Annotated in this window: 15 protein-coding genes; 3 read left to right on the forward strand and 12 right to left on the reverse strand. The window is 67.1% G+C overall.

What is annotated here, in order from left to right; translation table 11 throughout:
* From H7692_RS00275 to H7692_RS00315, 9 genes are all read right to left on the reverse strand, one after another.
* Complete coding sequence (locus H7692_RS00275; RefSeq protein WP_222136315.1) at positions 1 to 858, reverse strand: endonuclease/exonuclease/phosphatase family protein; 858 nt, start codon at positions 856 to 858, stop codon at positions 1 to 3.
* A complete protein-coding gene (locus tag H7692_RS00280) occupies positions 858 to 2,204 on the reverse strand; it encodes a GH1 family beta-glucosidase (RefSeq protein WP_201924828.1) in 1,347 nt (448 codons plus the stop codon). The genes H7692_RS00275 and H7692_RS00280 overlap by 1 nt, the downstream gene beginning before the upstream one ends.
* A complete protein-coding gene (locus H7692_RS00285; protein WP_222136314.1) occupies positions 2,201 to 2,959 on the reverse strand; it encodes an alpha/beta hydrolase-fold protein in 759 nt (252 codons plus the stop codon). Before H7692_RS00285 ends, H7692_RS00280 begins: the two co-directional genes overlap by 4 nt.
* 2 nt (positions 2,960 to 2,961) lie before the next feature.
* Complete coding sequence (locus H7692_RS00290) at positions 2,962 to 3,777, reverse strand: carbohydrate ABC transporter permease (RefSeq protein WP_227339555.1); 816 nt, start codon at positions 3,775 to 3,777, stop codon at positions 2,962 to 2,964.
* Positions 3,774 to 4,670, reverse strand: coding sequence for a carbohydrate ABC transporter permease (locus tag H7692_RS00295; protein ID WP_227339557.1), 897 nt, complete (start codon positions 4,668 to 4,670; stop codon positions 3,774 to 3,776). The genes H7692_RS00290 and H7692_RS00295 overlap by 4 nt, the downstream gene beginning before the upstream one ends.
* On the reverse strand, positions 4,667 to 5,935 hold the full coding sequence (locus H7692_RS00300) for an extracellular solute-binding protein (protein WP_222136313.1): 1,269 nt from the start codon (positions 5,933 to 5,935) through the stop codon (positions 4,667 to 4,669). Before H7692_RS00300 ends, H7692_RS00295 begins: the two co-directional genes overlap by 4 nt.
* Positions 5,936 to 5,957: 22 nt before the next feature.
* Entirely contained in the window at positions 5,958 to 6,986 is a 1,029-nt protein-coding gene (locus H7692_RS00305; RefSeq protein WP_222136312.1) for a LacI family DNA-binding transcriptional regulator, read from the reverse strand.
* A 118-nt stretch (positions 6,987 to 7,104) separates the two neighbouring features.
* Positions 7,105 to 8,187 (reverse strand): ABC transporter ATP-binding protein, encoded by a 1,083-nt coding sequence (locus tag H7692_RS00310; protein ID WP_222136311.1) that lies wholly within the window; start codon positions 8,185 to 8,187, stop codon positions 7,105 to 7,107.
* 38 nt (positions 8,188 to 8,225) lie between these two features.
* A complete protein-coding gene (locus H7692_RS00315) occupies positions 8,226 to 9,596 on the reverse strand; it encodes an MFS transporter (RefSeq protein ID WP_222136310.1) in 1,371 nt (456 codons plus the stop codon).
* Positions 9,597 to 9,841: 245 nt separating this feature from the next.
* On the opposite strand from H7692_RS00315, the gene guaB reads away from it, so the two are divergent.
* The 3 genes from guaB to H7692_RS00330 all read left to right on the forward strand — a co-directional run bounded on the left by guaB (position 9,842) and on the right by H7692_RS00330 (position 13,203).
* Entirely contained in the window at positions 9,842 to 11,299 is a 1,458-nt protein-coding gene (gene guaB, locus H7692_RS00320) for an IMP dehydrogenase (RefSeq protein ID WP_201924835.1), read from the forward strand.
* Between the two features lie 162 nt (positions 11,300 to 11,461).
* A complete protein-coding gene (locus tag H7692_RS00325) occupies positions 11,462 to 12,652 on the forward strand; it encodes an RsmB/NOP family class I SAM-dependent RNA methyltransferase (protein WP_227339565.1) in 1,191 nt (396 codons plus the stop codon).
* Between the two features lie 32 nt (positions 12,653 to 12,684).
* The gene (locus tag H7692_RS00330; protein WP_227339567.1) at positions 12,685 to 13,203 is read left to right on the forward strand and encodes a tetratricopeptide repeat protein; all 519 of its coding nucleotides are present in this window, start codon (positions 12,685 to 12,687) and stop codon (positions 13,201 to 13,203) included.
* On the opposite strand, the gene rsmA is transcribed toward H7692_RS00330, so the two are convergent.
* Genes rsmA through H7692_RS00345 form a run of 3 tightly spaced genes read right to left on the reverse strand, consistent with a single transcriptional unit; the run spans position 13,200 to position 16,386 of the window.
* On the reverse strand, positions 13,200 to 14,027 hold the full coding sequence (gene rsmA / locus H7692_RS00335; RefSeq protein ID WP_227339568.1) for a 16S rRNA (adenine(1518)-N(6)/adenine(1519)-N(6))-dimethyltransferase RsmA: 828 nt from the start codon (positions 14,025 to 14,027) through the stop codon (positions 13,200 to 13,202). The genes H7692_RS00330 and rsmA overlap by 4 nt on opposite strands.
* Positions 14,024 to 15,043 carry a 4-hydroxythreonine-4-phosphate dehydrogenase PdxA gene (gene pdxA / locus H7692_RS00340; RefSeq protein ID WP_222136307.1) on the reverse strand — a complete coding sequence of 340 codons (1,020 nt, stop codon included), beginning with the start codon at positions 15,041 to 15,043 and terminating at the stop codon, positions 14,024 to 14,026. The genes rsmA and pdxA overlap by 4 nt, the downstream gene beginning before the upstream one ends.
* The gene (locus tag H7692_RS00345) at positions 15,043 to 16,386 is read right to left on the reverse strand and encodes a peptidylprolyl isomerase (RefSeq protein ID WP_201924840.1); all 1,344 of its coding nucleotides are present in this window, start codon (positions 16,384 to 16,386) and stop codon (positions 15,043 to 15,045) included. Before H7692_RS00345 ends, pdxA begins: the two co-directional genes overlap by 1 nt.
* Positions 16,387 to 16,413: the final 27 nt, after the last annotated feature.

The following is a 16,413-nucleotide window of genomic DNA, read 5'->3' on the forward strand; positions in this document are numbered from 1 at the left end:
TCAGCAATCCTTGCCGATGCACAGGTCGGCGAACACGGGGTAATGGTCGGATGGCAGCTTGCCGCCGGTCTGGTCGGTGAGCGTCGCGTGGCGGAGCACGGTGATGCCGCCACCGACGAAAATATGGTCGATGGGATGGTCGGTGAGGCGGGTGATCTGGAAGTTGGTGAAGGTGCCGCGTGGGCCGTAGTGGGGGGTGCGGCTGAGGGGGAGGGTGTCGCGGAGCGTGGCGCCTGCGATGAGCGCAGTATAGGGCGGGCTGCCGGTCGGGCTGTTGAAGTCGCCGAGCAGGACAACCGCGTCGCCGTCGCGGCGGAAATTGTCGATCCACTGCACGAGCTGCCGCGCGCTTTCGAGTTTGGCGACCGCACCGACATGATCGAAATGGGTGTTCACGACAAGAAACTGCCGCCTTGTCCGCCGGCTTTCGAGGCGCGCCCAGGTTGCGATGCGCGGGTAGGCGGCGTCCCAGGCCTTGCCGGGAACATCGGGGGTCGGCGAAAGCCAGAAGGTCCCCGATGCGCGCAGCGCATAGCGGTCGCGCCGAAAGCCGAGCGGCGAATATTCGCCCTTGTCGTGGCCATCGTCGCGCGCGACGCCGACCCAGGCATAGGCGGGAAGGTCGGCCTCGACCTCGCGCTTCTGCCCCGGCAGCACTTCCTGCATCCCGACAAAATCGGGAGCGTGATAGGCGACGAGCGCGGTGACGGCATGGCGCCGGTGGACCCACGCGTTGTCGCCATCGGACGCAATGTCGAGACGGATGTTGAAGGTCATCGCGCTGAAGCGCTCGGCGCGCTCCTTCGCCACCGCGGGCAGCGCGAGCAATGCCGCCAGCAGGAGAGCGAGCCAGCGCATCAGCCGAGGTTCGCGCCGTTGCTCGCGATCACCTCGCTGTAGAAGCGCGCGCTGCGCTTCGGCGTGCGGACCTGCGTTTCATAATCGACATGGACGATGCCGAAACGCTTCGAATAGCCGAGCGACCATTCGAGATTGTCCATGAGCGACCACGCCATATAGCCGCGCACGTCGACGCCGCGGCGGATCGCCTCGCCGATCGCGGCGATGTGCGTGCGCAGATAGTCGGCGCGCAGCGGATCGTCGATGCCGTCGGGCCCCGCGACCGGCGGGTCATAGAAGGCGGCGCCATTTTCGGTGATGTAGAGCGGTATGTTGCCGTAAATGTCGCGGAACCAGACGAGCATGTCGGTGAGCGCGGGAGGATGGACTTCCCAGTCGGTCGTCGTGTGCGTCGCCACCTGTTTGACCGGCGAGGCACGCAGCGGCCACTGGTTCGGATCGTGGCGCACGACGTTGCGCGTGTAATAGTTGATCCCGATGAAATCGACCGGCTGACAGATCAGCTTGAAATCGTCGGCCGGCCATTCGGGCCAGGCTTCGCCGAAGATTTCAGCCATTTCCTTCGGATAACGCCCCTTGAGCGCCGGATCGAGATATTGGCGGTTCATATAGGCTTCGGCGCGTGCGGTCGCGGCGCGGTCCTCGGCGCTGTCGCTTGCCGGATATTTGGGTTCGATGTTGACGACGAGCCCGATTTCGTGCGCGCCCTCGGCCCGGTAGGCAGCGACCGCGGCGCCGTGGGCGCGCATCAGATTGTGGCTGGCGATCGGCGCCTCGAACATGTTGCGGTGCCCCGGCGCGAGTGCGCCGTGGAGATAGCCGCCGTCGGTGATGACCCAGGGTTCGTTGAGCGTCACCCATTTCTTCACGCGCCCGTCGAGCGCGCGGTACATGGTGGCGGCATATTCGGCGAACCAGTCGGCGCTGTCGCGGTTGAGCCAGCCGCCGCGATCGTCGAGCGCAACGGGAAGATCCCAATGGTGGAGCGTCAACAGCGGCTCGATGCCCTGTTCGAGCAGCGCATCGACGAGGCGCTTGTAGAAATCGAGCCCCGGGTCGTTCACGCGTCCGACGCCCTCGGGCAGCACGCGGCCCCAATTGACGCTGAAGCGATAGGCCTGAAGCCCCAGTTCCTTCATCAGCGCGACGTCGGATTCCATGCGATTATAATGATCGCACGCGACGTCGCCCGTATCGCCGGGCGAGGCCATCAGGCGCGGATCGTGGCTGAAACGTTGCCAGATGCTCGCGCCAGCGCCGTCGGCGAGGGGCGATCCTTCGATCTGATAGGCCGCGGTCGCGGCGCCCCAGAGGAAATTGTCGGGGAAAGGAGAAGAAGTCATTTTTTGTCCTTGGTCTGCGGAAGACGGTGCGAGAGGAGCCACAGGTAGAGCGAGGGATCGTCATAGGCGGGGTCCCACGCATTGTGGCCGAGGTCGGGGTAGATGGTCAGGCGAGCGGTCAGGCCGCCGCACGCACGGATTGCGCGCTGCATCGCGAAGCTGCCTTCGGGCTTCACCACGTCGTCGCGGTCGCCGTGGAAGGCCCACACGGGCTTGTCCTTGAGCGCGCAGGCAGTCGATGTGTCGCCATAGCCCGCGACCGGCGCGACCGCAGCGAAACGGCCGGGATCGGCCATCGCCCAGCGCCAGCTTGCGTGACCGCCGCGGCTGAGGCCGGTCAGATAGATGCGGCTGCGGTCGATGCGCAGCGTCTTCGTCACATGGTCGAGCAGCGCATCGAGCCTGGCGACATCCCAATCCTGATCGGCGCCGAGCAGCGGCGAAACGGTGACGAAGGGAAAATCGGGATTGCGGTCGGCGATCTTGGGCGGGCCGTGAACCTTGACCTTGGCGACATCGTCGCCGCGCTCGCCCGAGCCGTGGAGGAAAATCAGCAGCGGCCATTTCGCCGCCTTGTCCGCCGAATAGCCGCGCGGGAGAAAGAGCTGATAGGGATAATTGCCCTCTGCAATCGCGGGCTGGGGATGCTGGCCGTCGGCGGCCGGCTGCGCGATTGCAGGCGACGCCGCCGCCAGCGCCAGCGCACCGAGGACGAGAGCGAGGGGCGTTCGGAAAAGGGAAGTTGGTCGGGTCATAATCATCCTTTGACACTCCCGGTCAGGAGGCCGCTGAGGTAGAAGCGCTGGAGCGCGAGGAAGAGGATGAGCACAGGCAGGGTCGTGACGACCGAACCCGCCATCATCAATTCATTGTCCTGCACATGCTCGCGGCTCATCGCGGCGAGCGCGACGGGGAGCGTGTAGAGATCCTGGTCCGACAGGATGATCAGCGGCCACATGAAGTCGTTCCAGCTGCCGAGAAAGACGAACAGCGCGAGCGTGACGACGATCGGCGCGAGGATCGGCAGGACGATGCGGCGCAGTATCTGCGCCTCGCTCGCGCCGTCGATACGCGCGGCTTCGAGCATTTCGTCGGGGATCGACAGGCAATATTGGCGGACGAGGAAAATGCCGAATATCCCCGCGAGCCACGGAATGAGCGCGCCGGCATAGCTGTTGACGAGCCCCATCGCCTTGAGTTCGAGAAAAAGCGGCAGCATCCCGATCTGTCCCGGCACGACAAGCGCCGCGACGAGCAGGCGGAAGATCGCGTCGCGCCCGCGGAAGCGCAGCTTTGCAAAGGCATAGCCCGCAGGGATGGTGAAAAGCAGCGCGAGCAGCGTCGCGAGCGTCGAGACAAGCAGGCTGTTCGCGAGGAAACGGCCGACGCCGAAGCTGTCGAAGAGCATCCGGTAATTGTCGAGGCCGGGCGCCGCCGGGAGCAGGGGCGGAGGAAACTGCGCCGCCTCTCCGCGTGCCATGAAACTGACCGACAGCATCCACAGCAAGGGCGCGATCGTCAGCAGCGCGACGAGCGCGGCGGCCAGCGTGACGGCGGTGCGGCGCGCGTTCATATTGCCCCTCCGCGCTTGGCGAAATGGAGCTGGACGAAGGTCACGGCGAGGATGCAGAGAAAGAGGATGAAGGCGACTGCGGCGCCCGAGCCGAGGTTCCACCATTTGAAGCCCTCTTCATACATGAAATAGAGGACGGTGACGGTCGACTGGGCAGGGCCGCCCTGCGTGATCACATAGGGTTCGGCGAAAAGCTGGAACATCGCTGCGACGGTCAGCACCGATACGAGCAGCACCGTTGGCGCAATGGCGGGAAGGGTGACGTGGCGCAGCCGCATGAACCATCCCGCGCCGTCGAGCCGTGCCGCCTCGTCAAGCTCGCGCGGCACCGTCTGCAGCGCGGCGAGGAAGATGATCATGCTGTAGCCGAAGGTTTTCCACCCGACGAACAGCAGGATCGCGGGGAGCGATGCGGTCGGGCTGCCGAGCCAGTCGACCGGCCCGACGCCGAACAAGGACAGCAGGTAATTGACGAGCCCGTATCGCGTGTGGAGCAGGTATCGCCATACGACCGCGGTCGCGACGAGCGTCGTGACATAGGGCGCGAACAGCGCGACGCGCCAAAGGGGACGCCATTTCAGCCAGTGCGAATTGACGAGGATCGCCGCCAGCAGCGACAGCGCGACAACGAAAGGGGTGCCGACGACGACGAAGAGCAGGCTGTTCGTCATCGCTTTCCAGAAAAGCGGGTTTTCGACGAGCCGCTCGTAATTCTGCAAGCCGACGAAGCGCAGGTTCGAAATGTCGGCGAGCGCGTAAATGTCGAAATCGGTGAAGCTGAGCACGAGCGACGCCGCCGCCGGCAGGAAAAAGAAAAGCGCGATCGCGGCGAGCGCGGGCGCGCTCATCATGCGCCCCGCGCGCGCCTCGCGAGCGGTTCCCGCGACGCTCATGCCGCGCGCGCCTTGTCCAGCATCCAGCGCCGCTTTTCGAGCAGCCGGTCGGCGCGTGCGTCGATCTCGCGCGCCGCCTGATCGACGCTGAACTGGCCGCGCACCATGCGTTCGGCGACGACCTGCATCTCGGTGACGATACGTTCCCATTCGGGAACCTTGGGCACGGCGGTCGCGCGGTCGAGCTGCGCGGCAAAAGGCGCGACGATCGGATCGCGCGCGAGACCTGCTTGCTGCCACACCGAGCGGCGCGCCGGAAGGTTGCCGGTGAGCCGGTGGAAGCGCAGCTGCGTTTCGGGGGCAAGAAGCCGCCCGACAAGATCCCATGCCATCGAACTGTTGCCGTTCCCGGCGAAGACGACGAGGCTGGACCCGCCCGGCGCCGCCGATCCGATGCCGTCGGGGCCGGGGTTGGGGGCGGTCGCCCATTTGTCCTGCATCGCGGGCGCAAGGCGGCTGCGCAGATCGCCGATCGTCCACGGGCCCGAGGTGAAAATGCTGAACCAGCCGCGCGCGAACTCGTTCCAGATGTTCGATACCTGCGCCGCGGTGACGACGGGCGCGAGTCCCTCGTCGAACAGCGATCTGTAGAAGGCGAGCGCCGCCTTGAACTCGGGGTCGGAAAAGGCGCCGCGCGTGCCTTCGTCGCGGAGCAGCCGCGCGCCCGAAGACAGCGCGATGGTGAGCAATTGCTCGAATTCGTTGAGCGGGAGCAGCAGCGCATAATTGCCGTCGCCCGCGATGCGCTTGACGTCGTGCAACGCCCGCTTCCACGCGTCCCATTCGAGCGGCGGCGCGGCATGGCCGGCGCGCGCGAACATGTCCTTGCGATAGAATTGCAGCCGCGTGTCGACATACCAGGGGATCGCCCACGCCTGTCCGTCGATGCGGTTGGTGTCGACCACGGCGGCGAACTGGTCGGCGAGCAGCGGTTCGGCGGCGGCGGGAACGGGGGCGATGGCGCCGATTGCCGCCATCTCGGCGATCCAGCTGTTGCCGACCTGGCCGACAGCGGGAAGCGAGCCGCCCGCAAAGCCGGTGAGCAGCTTGGCATGCGCGGCGCTCCACGGCAGCGCCTGGACGCGGATCGGCGGGGCGTCGGCGGGCCAGTCGAGCGCGGCGACCAGATCGGGAAGGCTCGCCGCTTCATTGCCCATCGCCCAGACGGTGAGCGCGTCGTCGCCGCGCGCGCCGCAGCCAGCGAGCGCGCCCGTCAGAGGCAGCGCCGCGAGCGCGCCCGTCATCTGGCGCCGCGTCACCTGCATGGGAGCGAGGGCGCGGAGACAATCATGGCTGGACCGCACTCCCGGCCAGCGCCGACGCGGGGCGCGCTGTCGTGCCGCGTGCGATCAACGCCGGAGTCAGCACCGTCGAGCTCGACGCACCGAGCGTCTCGCCACGCAGCATGCGGAGAAGCATCATCATGCCCGTCGAGCCGAGCTGGTCGATATGCACCTGCATCGTCGTGAGCGTCGGGCTGACATGGCGGGCGAGCGGGATATCGTCGAAGCCCGCAACGAGGATGTCGGCGGGCACCTTTTTGCCCGTTTCGCCGAGCTGCATGATGCAGCCGACCGCCATCAGGTCGTTCGCGGCAAAGACGGCGTCGACGGGCATCTGCCCCTGCGCGAGCAGGCGCGCCGCCTCCATCCCCGCCTCTTCGGAAAAGTCGCCGGGCAGGATCACCGGACTGCGCTCGCCGGCGATCCTCGCCATCGCGTCGACGAAACCGCGCTGGCGGTCGCGCGCGTCGCGGTTGTGCTTGGGGCCTGCAATGTGCACGACGTGCCGCGCGCCCTGCGCGAGCAGCGCCTCGGTCATCACATAGGCGCCGCGATAATTGTCGACGGCGACATAGGGGATGTCGAGCGAGCTCGCCTCATAGTTGAGCAGAACGGTCGGCAGCGCGGGGTCGAGGTGGCCCGCAAGCGTTTCGGGCTTGAGCTCGGGCGGCATCACGAGCAGCCCGTCGACGCGCCCGCGCATCGACGCGATCGCGGCGGCAGTCTCGTGCGCGCTGCCGTGCATGTTGCCGAGCAGCAGGTGCATCCCCGATTCATGCGCGACAAGGTCGATGCCGCGGATAATTTCGGAGAAGAATTCGCCGAACAGGTCGGGCAGGATGACGCCGACGGTGTCGGTCTTGCGCCGTGTCAGGCTGCGCGCGCCGCTGTGGGGAACGAAATTGAGCTTCTTGACCGCCGCCATCACCGCGGCGCGGGTCGGCGCCGTGACATTGCCCAAGCCGTTGATTGCGCGCGATGCGGTCGCGACCGATACGCCCGCTTCGCGCGCGACATCCCTTAACGTTGCCATGACGACGGCCCCCTCTTCCCCGATCGGCGCCGGACCGCGATTGCGACTCCCGTTTTCGAATGGAGTCCGGGCGCGAAAAGTCGCTCATGGTAACCGGTTACAGGGGGGTGTGGCAAGGTCATTCCGCGCGCCCTCGCACACAGGAATTGCCTTGCACATCAAAGAGGTGGAGGCGGTCGGCGGGAAGCCGGGCCATGAGGGCCTGACCTTCGGCGAGATTGCCGTCGTCGCGGAGCTGGCATGCGAGCGGTTCGAGCCCGTCGCGGCGCAGATGAACGGTAGCGAGGCCGCCGAGGCGCTCGACGAATGCGATGGTGAAAGCGAACGCGTCGGGAGCCTCGCCAACGTCGATGTCCTCGGGCCGGATGCCGACCGAGAGCGGCGTTCCGGCAGCAGGCGGTGCGGCGAGCGTGGGGAGCGCGATGCGCTGGCCGTCGGCGAGCGTCGCCGCGCCGTCGCCGGTCGCGGTGGCGGCGAGGATGTTCATCCGCGGCGAACCGAGGAATTGCGCGACGAAGAGATTGGCCGGCCGTTCGTAAAGCTCGCGCGGCGGGCCGACCTGCTCGATCCGGCCGTCGCGCAGCACGATGATGCGGTCGGCGAGCGTCATCGCCTCGACCTGGTCGTGCGTGACATAGAGCGTCGTCGTACCGAGCGCGCGGTGCAACTCGGCGAACTCGTATCGCATCCGCACGCGCAGGTCGGCGTCGAGGTTCGAAAGCGGCTCGTCGAAAAGGAAGAGTTGCGGTGCGCGGACGATGGCGCGGCCGATGGCGACGCGCTGGCGCTGGCCGCCCGAAAGCGCGGCGGGCTTGCGGTCGAGCAGTTCTTCGATATTGAGGATCGCGGCGGCGCGGCGCACCGCTTCGTCGATCGCGCGCTTGTCGGCCTTTGCGATGCGGAGCGCGAACGCCATATTCTCGCGCACGGTGAGGTGCGGGTAGAGCGCATAGGATTGGAAGACCATCGCGATCCCGCGTTCGGACGGGGCGAGAGCGGTGACGTCGCGCTCGCCGATGGCGATGCTGCCGCCGTCGAGCTCCTCGAGCCCAGCAACGGCGCGCAGCAGCGTCGATTTGCCGCAGCCCGAAGGGCCGACGATCACCGCAAACTCGCCGTCGGCGACGTCGATGGAGACGCCCTTCAGGACTTCGGTGTCGCCGAAGCTCTTGCGCGCATCGCGGATCGACAGTCCGGCCATGTCAGCTTCCCCCTCTCACGCCGCCCGGCGGCTCGCGGTCAATGGACCGTGATCGCGGCCGCCGCACCCTGCACGCGCGCGCGGCCCGCCGCGAGGGCGAATCCGCACAGCACCGCATAGCAGAGGGCCGGGAGGATGAAGGCCGTCGCATAGCCGAGCGCGTCGGAGAGATTGCCGACGAGGAAGGGGATTGCCGCGCCGCCGACGATCGCGGTGCAGAGCAGCCCCGACGTCGCCTCGGCGCGCGCGGTCGAGCGTTCGAGCGTGAGGGTGAAGATCACGGGGAACATGATCGAGTTGAACAGGCCGATGCCCAGCGCGACGAAGCCCGCGCCGACACCGCCGACGAGCACGACATAGAGGCACATCAGGACGGCCGCGGCGGTGAAGACGACGAGAAGTTTCGCGGCCGAGACGCGCGCGAGCAGCACCGACCCGATCGCGCGACCGACCATCGCGCCGCCCCAGTAAAAGGCGACGGCCTTGCCCGCTTCCTGCAGCGACACGCCCGCGACGCCGTCGCTGCCCATCGCAAAGCCGAGCAGCGGCACGCCGAAAGCGGCATCGGACTGGCCCCAGACTGCATCGCTGTTGAGGAACAGCGCCATCTGCGTGCCGATCGCGACCTCGGCGCCGACATAAAGGAAGATGGCGAGCGCGCCGAGCAGCGCCCAACGCGACGACAGCGCCTCGCGGATCAGTTCGCCCATGCCGGCGCGCGCGGCCACGGGGGCAGGGGGCACGGCCTCGTTGACGATCCGACGGGCAACCCAGAAAAAAAGGATGAGCGCGATGATGAGGCCGCATATCCAGAAATAGGCCGAATCGATCCCCGCAAGCGCCTGGTCGCGCACCGCGTCGCTGATCGCGACGCCGTCCTTGACCTCGACCCCTTCGAGGAAGAGGTGCGCGCCGATCAGCGGGCCGAGGAAGGTGCCGAACGAATTGAAAGTCTGGCTGAAGGTCAGGCGGAAATGGCTGCGCGCGGGATCGCCGAGCGCCGCGGCGAGCGGGTTGGCGGCGACCTGGAGGATGGTGATGCCGCTCGCGAGCATGAAGAGCCCCGCGAGGACGAGCGGATAGACCGCAAGATTGGCCGCCGCGAGCATGACGAGGCAGCCCGCGACCATCGTTACCAGCGCGGTGAGGATCGACGGGACCGAATGAAAACGCGCGATCAGCGCCGCTGCGGGAAAGGACATCAGGCCATAGGCGATGAAAAAGGCCGATGCCGACAGCTGCGCCTCGGCATCGCTGAGCGTGAAAATGCCTTTGACCGCGGCGACCAGCGGGTCGATCAAGGACGTGATGAAGCCCCAGGCAAAGAAGAGCACGGTAACAGCGGCAAAAGCCGCGACGGCGGTCGAGCGGCCCGTTGCGGGCGCCGATGCCTGATGGGGCTCGTTCATGGAAAATCCTCTTCCCGGACAATTGTTATGACGACGATGTAACCGCCACCGTTGAACTATGCAACCGGTTACATCGGGGCTGCGACGCAAGGTCGTACTCCTGCCCAGGCGGCGCGTAAAATAAAGAATCATGCCCCACTGGCGCGCATGGCCGCGACTGGTTACATGGGCCGCCACCGAACGAATCGCGTGTGCCGTTCCGCCGCATCCGGGACAGGCGCCGCCCGCACCAGAAAGTGGCCCCTATGGAAATCTCGACCGGTCTGACATTCGACGACGTGTTGCTGGTGCCCGGCCCGTCGGACATGCTGCCGTCGGACGCCAACCTGTCCACCCGGCTGACGAGCGAGATCAGCCTGAATATCCCGATCCTGTCGTCGGCGATGGACACGGTGACCGAGGCCGACATGGCGATCCTGATGGCGCAGATCGGCGGCCTCGGCGTGCTCCACCGCAACATGACGGTCGAGGAGCAGGCGGCGGCGGTGCGGCAGGTGAAGCGCTTTGAAAGCGGGATGATCGTCAACCCGATCACGATTACACCCGACGCGCCGCTGTCCTATGCAACCGCGCTGATGGACCAGCACAAGATTTCGGGCATCCCGGTCGTCGAACCGGGCGGCAAGCTGGTCGGCATATTGACCCACCGCGACGTCCGCTTTGCCGACAATCCGGGACAGCCGGTGCGCGAGTTGATGACCGCCGACAATCTGGCGACGGTACGCCCGGGCGTCGGGCAGGACGAGGCGCGCAAGCTGCTCCACCAGCGGCGCATCGAGAAGCTGCTCGTCGTCGACGACGATTATCATTGTATCGGCCTTATCACCGTCAAGGACATGGAAAAGGCGGTCAATTTCCCCGACGCGACCAAGGATGCGAGCGCGCGCCTGCGCGTCGCGGCGGCGACGAACACGGGCGACACGGGCATCGAACGCGCCGAGGCGCTGCTCGACGCCGAGTGCGACCTGATTGTCGTCGATACCGCGCACGGCCACAGCAAGATGGTCGGCGAGACCGTCGAGCGGATCAAGAAATTGTCGAACCGCGTGCAGGTGATGGCGGGCAATGTCGCGACGGGCGATGCGACGCGCGCGCTGATCGACCGCGGTGCCGACGGCATCAAGGTCGGTATCGGGCCGGGGTCGATCTGCACCACGCGGGTCGTCGCGGGCGTCGGCGTGCCGCAGCTTACCGCAATCCTCGACAGCGTCGATGTCGCGGCGAAACAGGGCGTTCCGGTCGTTGCCGACGGCGGGCTGCGCACTTCGGGCGATATTGCCAAGGCGCTGGCGGCTGGCGCGTCGAGCGTGATGGTCGGCTCGCTGCTCGCGGGCACCGCCGAGGCGCCGGGCGAAACCTTCCTGTTCCAGGGGCGCACCTATAAAAGCTATCGCGGCATGGGCAGCGTCGGCGCGATGGCGCGGGGGTCGGCCGACCGTTATTTCCAGCAGGACATCAAGGACCAGATGAAGCTCGTCCCCGAAGGGATCGAGGGGCAGGTGCCGTTCAAGGGTGCGGCGAAGGATGTGATCCACCAGCTCGTCGGCGGGGTGAAGGCGGCGATGGGCTATACCGGCAGCCGTACACTCGCCGATTTTCGCGAGCGGGCGAAATTCGTGCGCATCACCAACGCCGGACTGCGCGAAAGCCATGTCCACGATGTTGCGATCACGCGCGAGGCGCCGAATTATCCGGCGGGATAACATGTCGCAGGCGCTCTTGGGCCACGCCCTCCCCTTCAGGGGAGGGCAGCGAGACTTGCGGACTTGTTCGCTAGTCGCAGCGGGTGGGACCTATCGCCCTTGCGCTACATCAGCAGCCCCCACCCCAACCCCTCCCCTGAAGGGGAGGGGCTTGAACATGCCATGACCCCCGCCGCGCGCGTCCAGACGGCTATCGAAATCCTCGACGCCATTGCCGTCGCCGCGCGCGAGGGCGGGGCGCCGGCCGATGCGATTTTCGCGGAGGCCATGCGCGCGCGCCGCTATGCCGGGTCGAAGGACCGCCGCGCGATCCGCGCGCATGTCTATGACGCGATCCGTGCCGTGCGGTCGGCCCCGCCATCGGGTCGCGCCGCGATGCTCGCGCTTGCCGACGGCGATCCTGCGCTCGCGGCGCTTTTCGACGGATCGCCCTATGGGCCTGCGCCGATCCGCCCCGACGAGGAGCGTGCGGAAACGGGGCTGGCGCCGCCGGCGCTGGCGGGTCTGTTCGACCCGCTTGCGGGTGAAGACGAGCAGGCGGCAATGCTGGCGCGCGCGCCGCTCGACCTGCGCACCAACCGGATCAAGGGTTCGCGTGACGCGCTTGCCGCGCACTTTCCCGAGGGCGCCGCGATCGAAGGGTTGGCCGACGGTTGGCGGTTGCTACCCGAAACCGCTGCCGCGCAGCACCCGGCCTACGCCGAAGGGCTGTTCGAGGTGCAGGATGCCGCGAGCCAATATGCGTCGGCAGCGCTTGGCGCCGCGGCGGGCGAGGCGATTGTCGACCTGTGCGCGGGCGGCGGCGGGAAGACGCTTGCCATCGCCTCGCTGACCGCGAACGACGCCGAAATCCTGGCATGCGACACCAATCGCGCGCGGCTCCAGCAGCTCGCGCCGCGCGCCGAGCGCGCCGGGGCGACGCGGATCGAGACGCGGCTGCTCGATCCCGGCAAGGAGGCGGCGATGCTCGCCGACTGGCAGGCGCGCGTATCGCGGGTCTTTGTCGATGCGCCCTGTTCGGGGAGCGGGACATGGCGGCGCAGCCCCGAATTGCGCTGGCGGCTCTCGCCCGCGCGGCTCGATCGGCACGTCGCCGACCAGGCGCGGCTGATGGACATCGGTGCCGCATTGGTGGCGCCGGGGGGCAAGCTGCTCTATGCTGTCTGCTCGATCATCGCGCGAGAGGGGCGGGATCAGGTGGACCAATTTCTGCAACGCAATCGCGGCTGGAGCGCCGACGCCGACCTGCTCCCGGGCGGCATCGGGCGCCCGGCAGGCGCGGGATTCCTGCTGACTCCCGGGCATGACGCATGCGACGGATTTTTTCTCGCACGGTTGACGGCGCCATGTTAGGCTCGTCACGAATGAAACGATGGGAGAATGCCATGCGCGTCAGTTTTCTGGCCCTCGGAGCCGGCCTTGTCCTTGCCAGCATGCCCGTCGCCTCCGATGCCCAGCGCGCAGACAATGACATCCTGCCGCAATCGATCGCGCTCCAGGCCGAAGGGCAAAAGGCGCAGGAGGCGGGCGATCTCAACCTCGCTGTCGACTATTATGAGTCGGCGCTTGCCGCGGACCCGCGCAACCGGTCCGCGATTGTCGCGCTCGCGCAGGTGGCGCGCGCGCAGGGGCTTCCCGGCAAGGCGATCGGCCTCTATCGCGAGGCCCTGTTGCTCGAACCCAATGACATTATCGCGTTGACCGGGCAGGGCGAAGCGCTCGCCGACAAAGGCGCGCTTGAGCTCGCGCGCGAGAAGCTGGCGACGGCGCAGCGCCTTTGCGCGCAAAAATGCCCGCAGGTCGCTGCGCTCGAACGCAGCATCAACGCCAGCGCCGAAAAGCGCGTCGTGGCGGCCGAGGCCGTTGCGCCCAAGGTCGTCGTGAGTTCAGCCCAGAAGAATTAACGCGCCAGAGCGCGCGCCAGCTCCACCCATTCGCCGACGCTGACCGTCTCGGCGCGGCGCGTCGGGTCGATGCCGAGCGCTTCGAGCGCGGGGACCGCTCCCTCGACCGATTTCAGGCTCTGGCGCAGCATCTTGCGCCGCTGGCCGAAGCCCTTTTCGGTGAGGCGTGACAGCAGCGCGGGATCGACGCCCTCGGGCTGCGCCGTCGGCAGGATCTGGACGATTGCCGACATCACCTTGGGCGGCGGAGTGAAGGCCGAGCGGTGGACCTTCATCGCGATGCGCGCGCTCGACCGCCACTGCGCGAGCACGCTGAGCCGCCCATAGGCGTTGCTCCCCACGGGCGCGACGATGCGCTCGGCGACCTCGAGCTGGAACATCAGCGTCAGCGAGCGCCATTGCGGCGGCCATGCCCTGGGCTCGAGCCAGCGCGTGAACAGCGCGGTGCCGACGTTGTAGGGGAGGTTGGCGACGATGTGATAGGGCGCGCCGCCGGTGAGCGCATCGACGTCGACCGCCATCGCATCGCCGGCGACAACCGTGAGCCGCCCGTCGAACGCTTGCGACAGTTCGGCGAGGAGGGGCAGGCAGCGGTCGTCGCGTTCGACCGCGATCACGCGCGCCCCGGCGCGGAGCAGCGCGCGGGTGAGGCCGCCGGGACCGGGGCCAACCTCGAACACCGTCGCGCCGTCAAGATCGCCGGGGATCGCGGCTATGCGGTCGAGCAATTGTTCGTCGAAGAGGAAATTCTGGCCGAGCGCCTTGCTTGCCGACAGGCCGTGCGCCTTGACCGTTTCGCGCAGCGGCGGAAGGTCGCGCGTCACTTGGCGGGCGCGACGCTGTGCTCGCGATTGGTCGCGAGTTTGCCAGCAAGCTGAATCGCAGCAATCGTCGGCCCGGGATCGGCGCGGCCGCTTCCCGCAATGTTGAACGCGGTGCCGTGATCGGGCGAGGTGCGGATAATCGGCAGGCCGAGCGTCAGATTGACCCCGTCGTGGAAATGGAGCGCCTTGAACGGCGCGAGCGCCTGATCGTGATAGCCGCACAGCAGCGCGTCATAATGTTTGCGCACGTCGGGCGCGAACAGGCTGTCGGCGGCGAGCGGGCCGTCGATGATGATGCCCTCTGCCGCGATCTGGGCGATGGCGGGTGCCATAATCTCGGCCTCCTCGCTGCCGAGCTGGCCGTTTTCGCCTGCATGGGGATTGAGGCCGGCAATCGCGAGGCGCGGCGAGGCGATCCCGAAATCGCGGCGCAGTCCGCGCGCGACGATCCGCGCCTTGGCGACGATGATCTCGGCCGTCAGTTGCTCGGGCACCGCGGCGAGCGGGATGTGGACGGTGAGCGGGACGACGCGAAGACCGGGGGCTGCGAGCATCATGACCGCGTTCGTCGCGGTGACGCCGCAGCGTTCGGCAATGAACTCGGTCTGGCCGGGGTGGGTGTAGCCAATGCCGTGCAGTGCGTGCTTCGACACCGGCCCGGTCACCAGCGCCGATGTCGCCTGCGTGCGCGTAAGGCCGATCCCCGTCTCGAGCGCGTGGAGCGCGCAGGTCGCGCCCGCCGGCGTCGGTTGACCGAGTGTAAGCGGGCCGCTCTCTTCGAGATGGAGGACGGGCAGCGCATCGTGGAAAATCTCCGCGACGCCGTCCATATCGCTCACCCGTCGGACCGGTCCTTCCCACTGCGATTCGATTGCAGCGGCATCGCCGATCGCGACGAAGGGCGGCAGATCATGCTCGCGCCGCAGTGCCCAGGCATGCGCGGCGACTTCGGGGCCGACGCCCGCAGGGTCGCCCATCGTAACCGCAAGTGGGCGGCGTGGGGACAGACCCGACATCAGCTATATTCGATGACGGCATCCCGGCGGAGGTCGCGGAGGTAGCGTTGGGCGCGCTTGTTGACCTTTTCGTCGAGAAGACGCTGCTCGATCTGGTCGGCATCGGGAGCGTTTGCCGACGGCGGCAGGTCGCGACCGCACAGGACGAGCACGCTGATGCCGTCGTTGGCCGAGCCGAAGGGCTGGGTCGTCTGTCCGACCTGCAGCGTCGCCAACGTCGCCTGCAGCGGCGGCGGCAACTGGCGCATCGCGATATTGTCGCGCGAAACAACGCTGGCGCCGAGCCGTTCGGCAACCGCGTCCGCGGCGCCGCAACCCGCGATCGTCCGCGTTGCCGTAGCAAATTGCGCCGCGAGTTCGGTCGCGCGCTCCTGCGTCGTGCCAGCGGGAAATTCGAGCGAAAGCTGCTTGAGGCTGAGCAGCGCATCGCGCGGATCGGCGGTAAGCACCTGGCGCCGGTCGACCATCATCATGATCGACACGCCGCCCGGCACCTCGATCGGCCCGACAAGCTGGCCCGGCTGCATCGACATTGCGGCTTCAGCCATCGTCGCCGGAAGCTGCGCCGCGCGCACCCAGCCGAGATCGCCGCCGACGACCGCCGTCGAGGCTTCGGAAAACTGGCGCGCATAGGCGGGAAAGCTGCCGCCTGCCTGAAGCGCCTCGATGATCTTGCGGGCATTTTCGACGACCGCTGCCGCATTTTCCGGCGTTGCGGAGAGGTAAATCTCGCCGAGGTGGAATTCATCCTGCCCCTTGGCGTCGTTCATCTGCTTCATGACGAGTTCGACCTCTTCGGTCGAAACATTGGTGGTCGACTGGATGTTGCGCGACAACAGGCGGTCCCATGCGAATTCGCCGCGGATCTGCTGCTTCACAGCGGCAGCCGACGATCCTTTCGATGCCAGATATTCGGTGAATTGTTCGGGCGTCTGGCGAAAACGCGTCGCGAGCCGCTCGAACTGCTGGTTGATCAGATTCTCGTCGATCGTGATGTCGGCGGCGCGTGCCTCCTGGATCTGCAGCTTTTCGTCGATGAGGTTGCTGAACACCTGCTGGCGCAGCCGCTCGATCTCTTCGGGGGGAAGTTCAAGATTGTTGTTCGCAATGCGGATCAGCGCCATGCGCTGTTCGATGTCGGTCGCGGTGATGATCTCGCCGTTCACCGTGGCCGACGGGCGATAGACATTGGGCTTGCCGTCGCCAAAGATCTGGACATTGCCGGGGATGTTGAGGCTGGTCGTCGGGACGTCGTCACTGCCGGCAACGGTCTGCGCCAGCACGGGCGATACGCCCACGGCCGCCACGGCGATCAGGCCAATCATGGTCGAAATCTTGGTCATTTTCACCCTATTCGAGAAATGCTGGGA

The sequence above is a fragment of the Sphingopyxis sp. P8 genome (assembly GCF_020622175.1).
GTDB lineage: Bacteria > Pseudomonadota > Alphaproteobacteria > Sphingomonadales > Sphingomonadaceae > Sphingopyxis > Sphingopyxis jiangsuensis.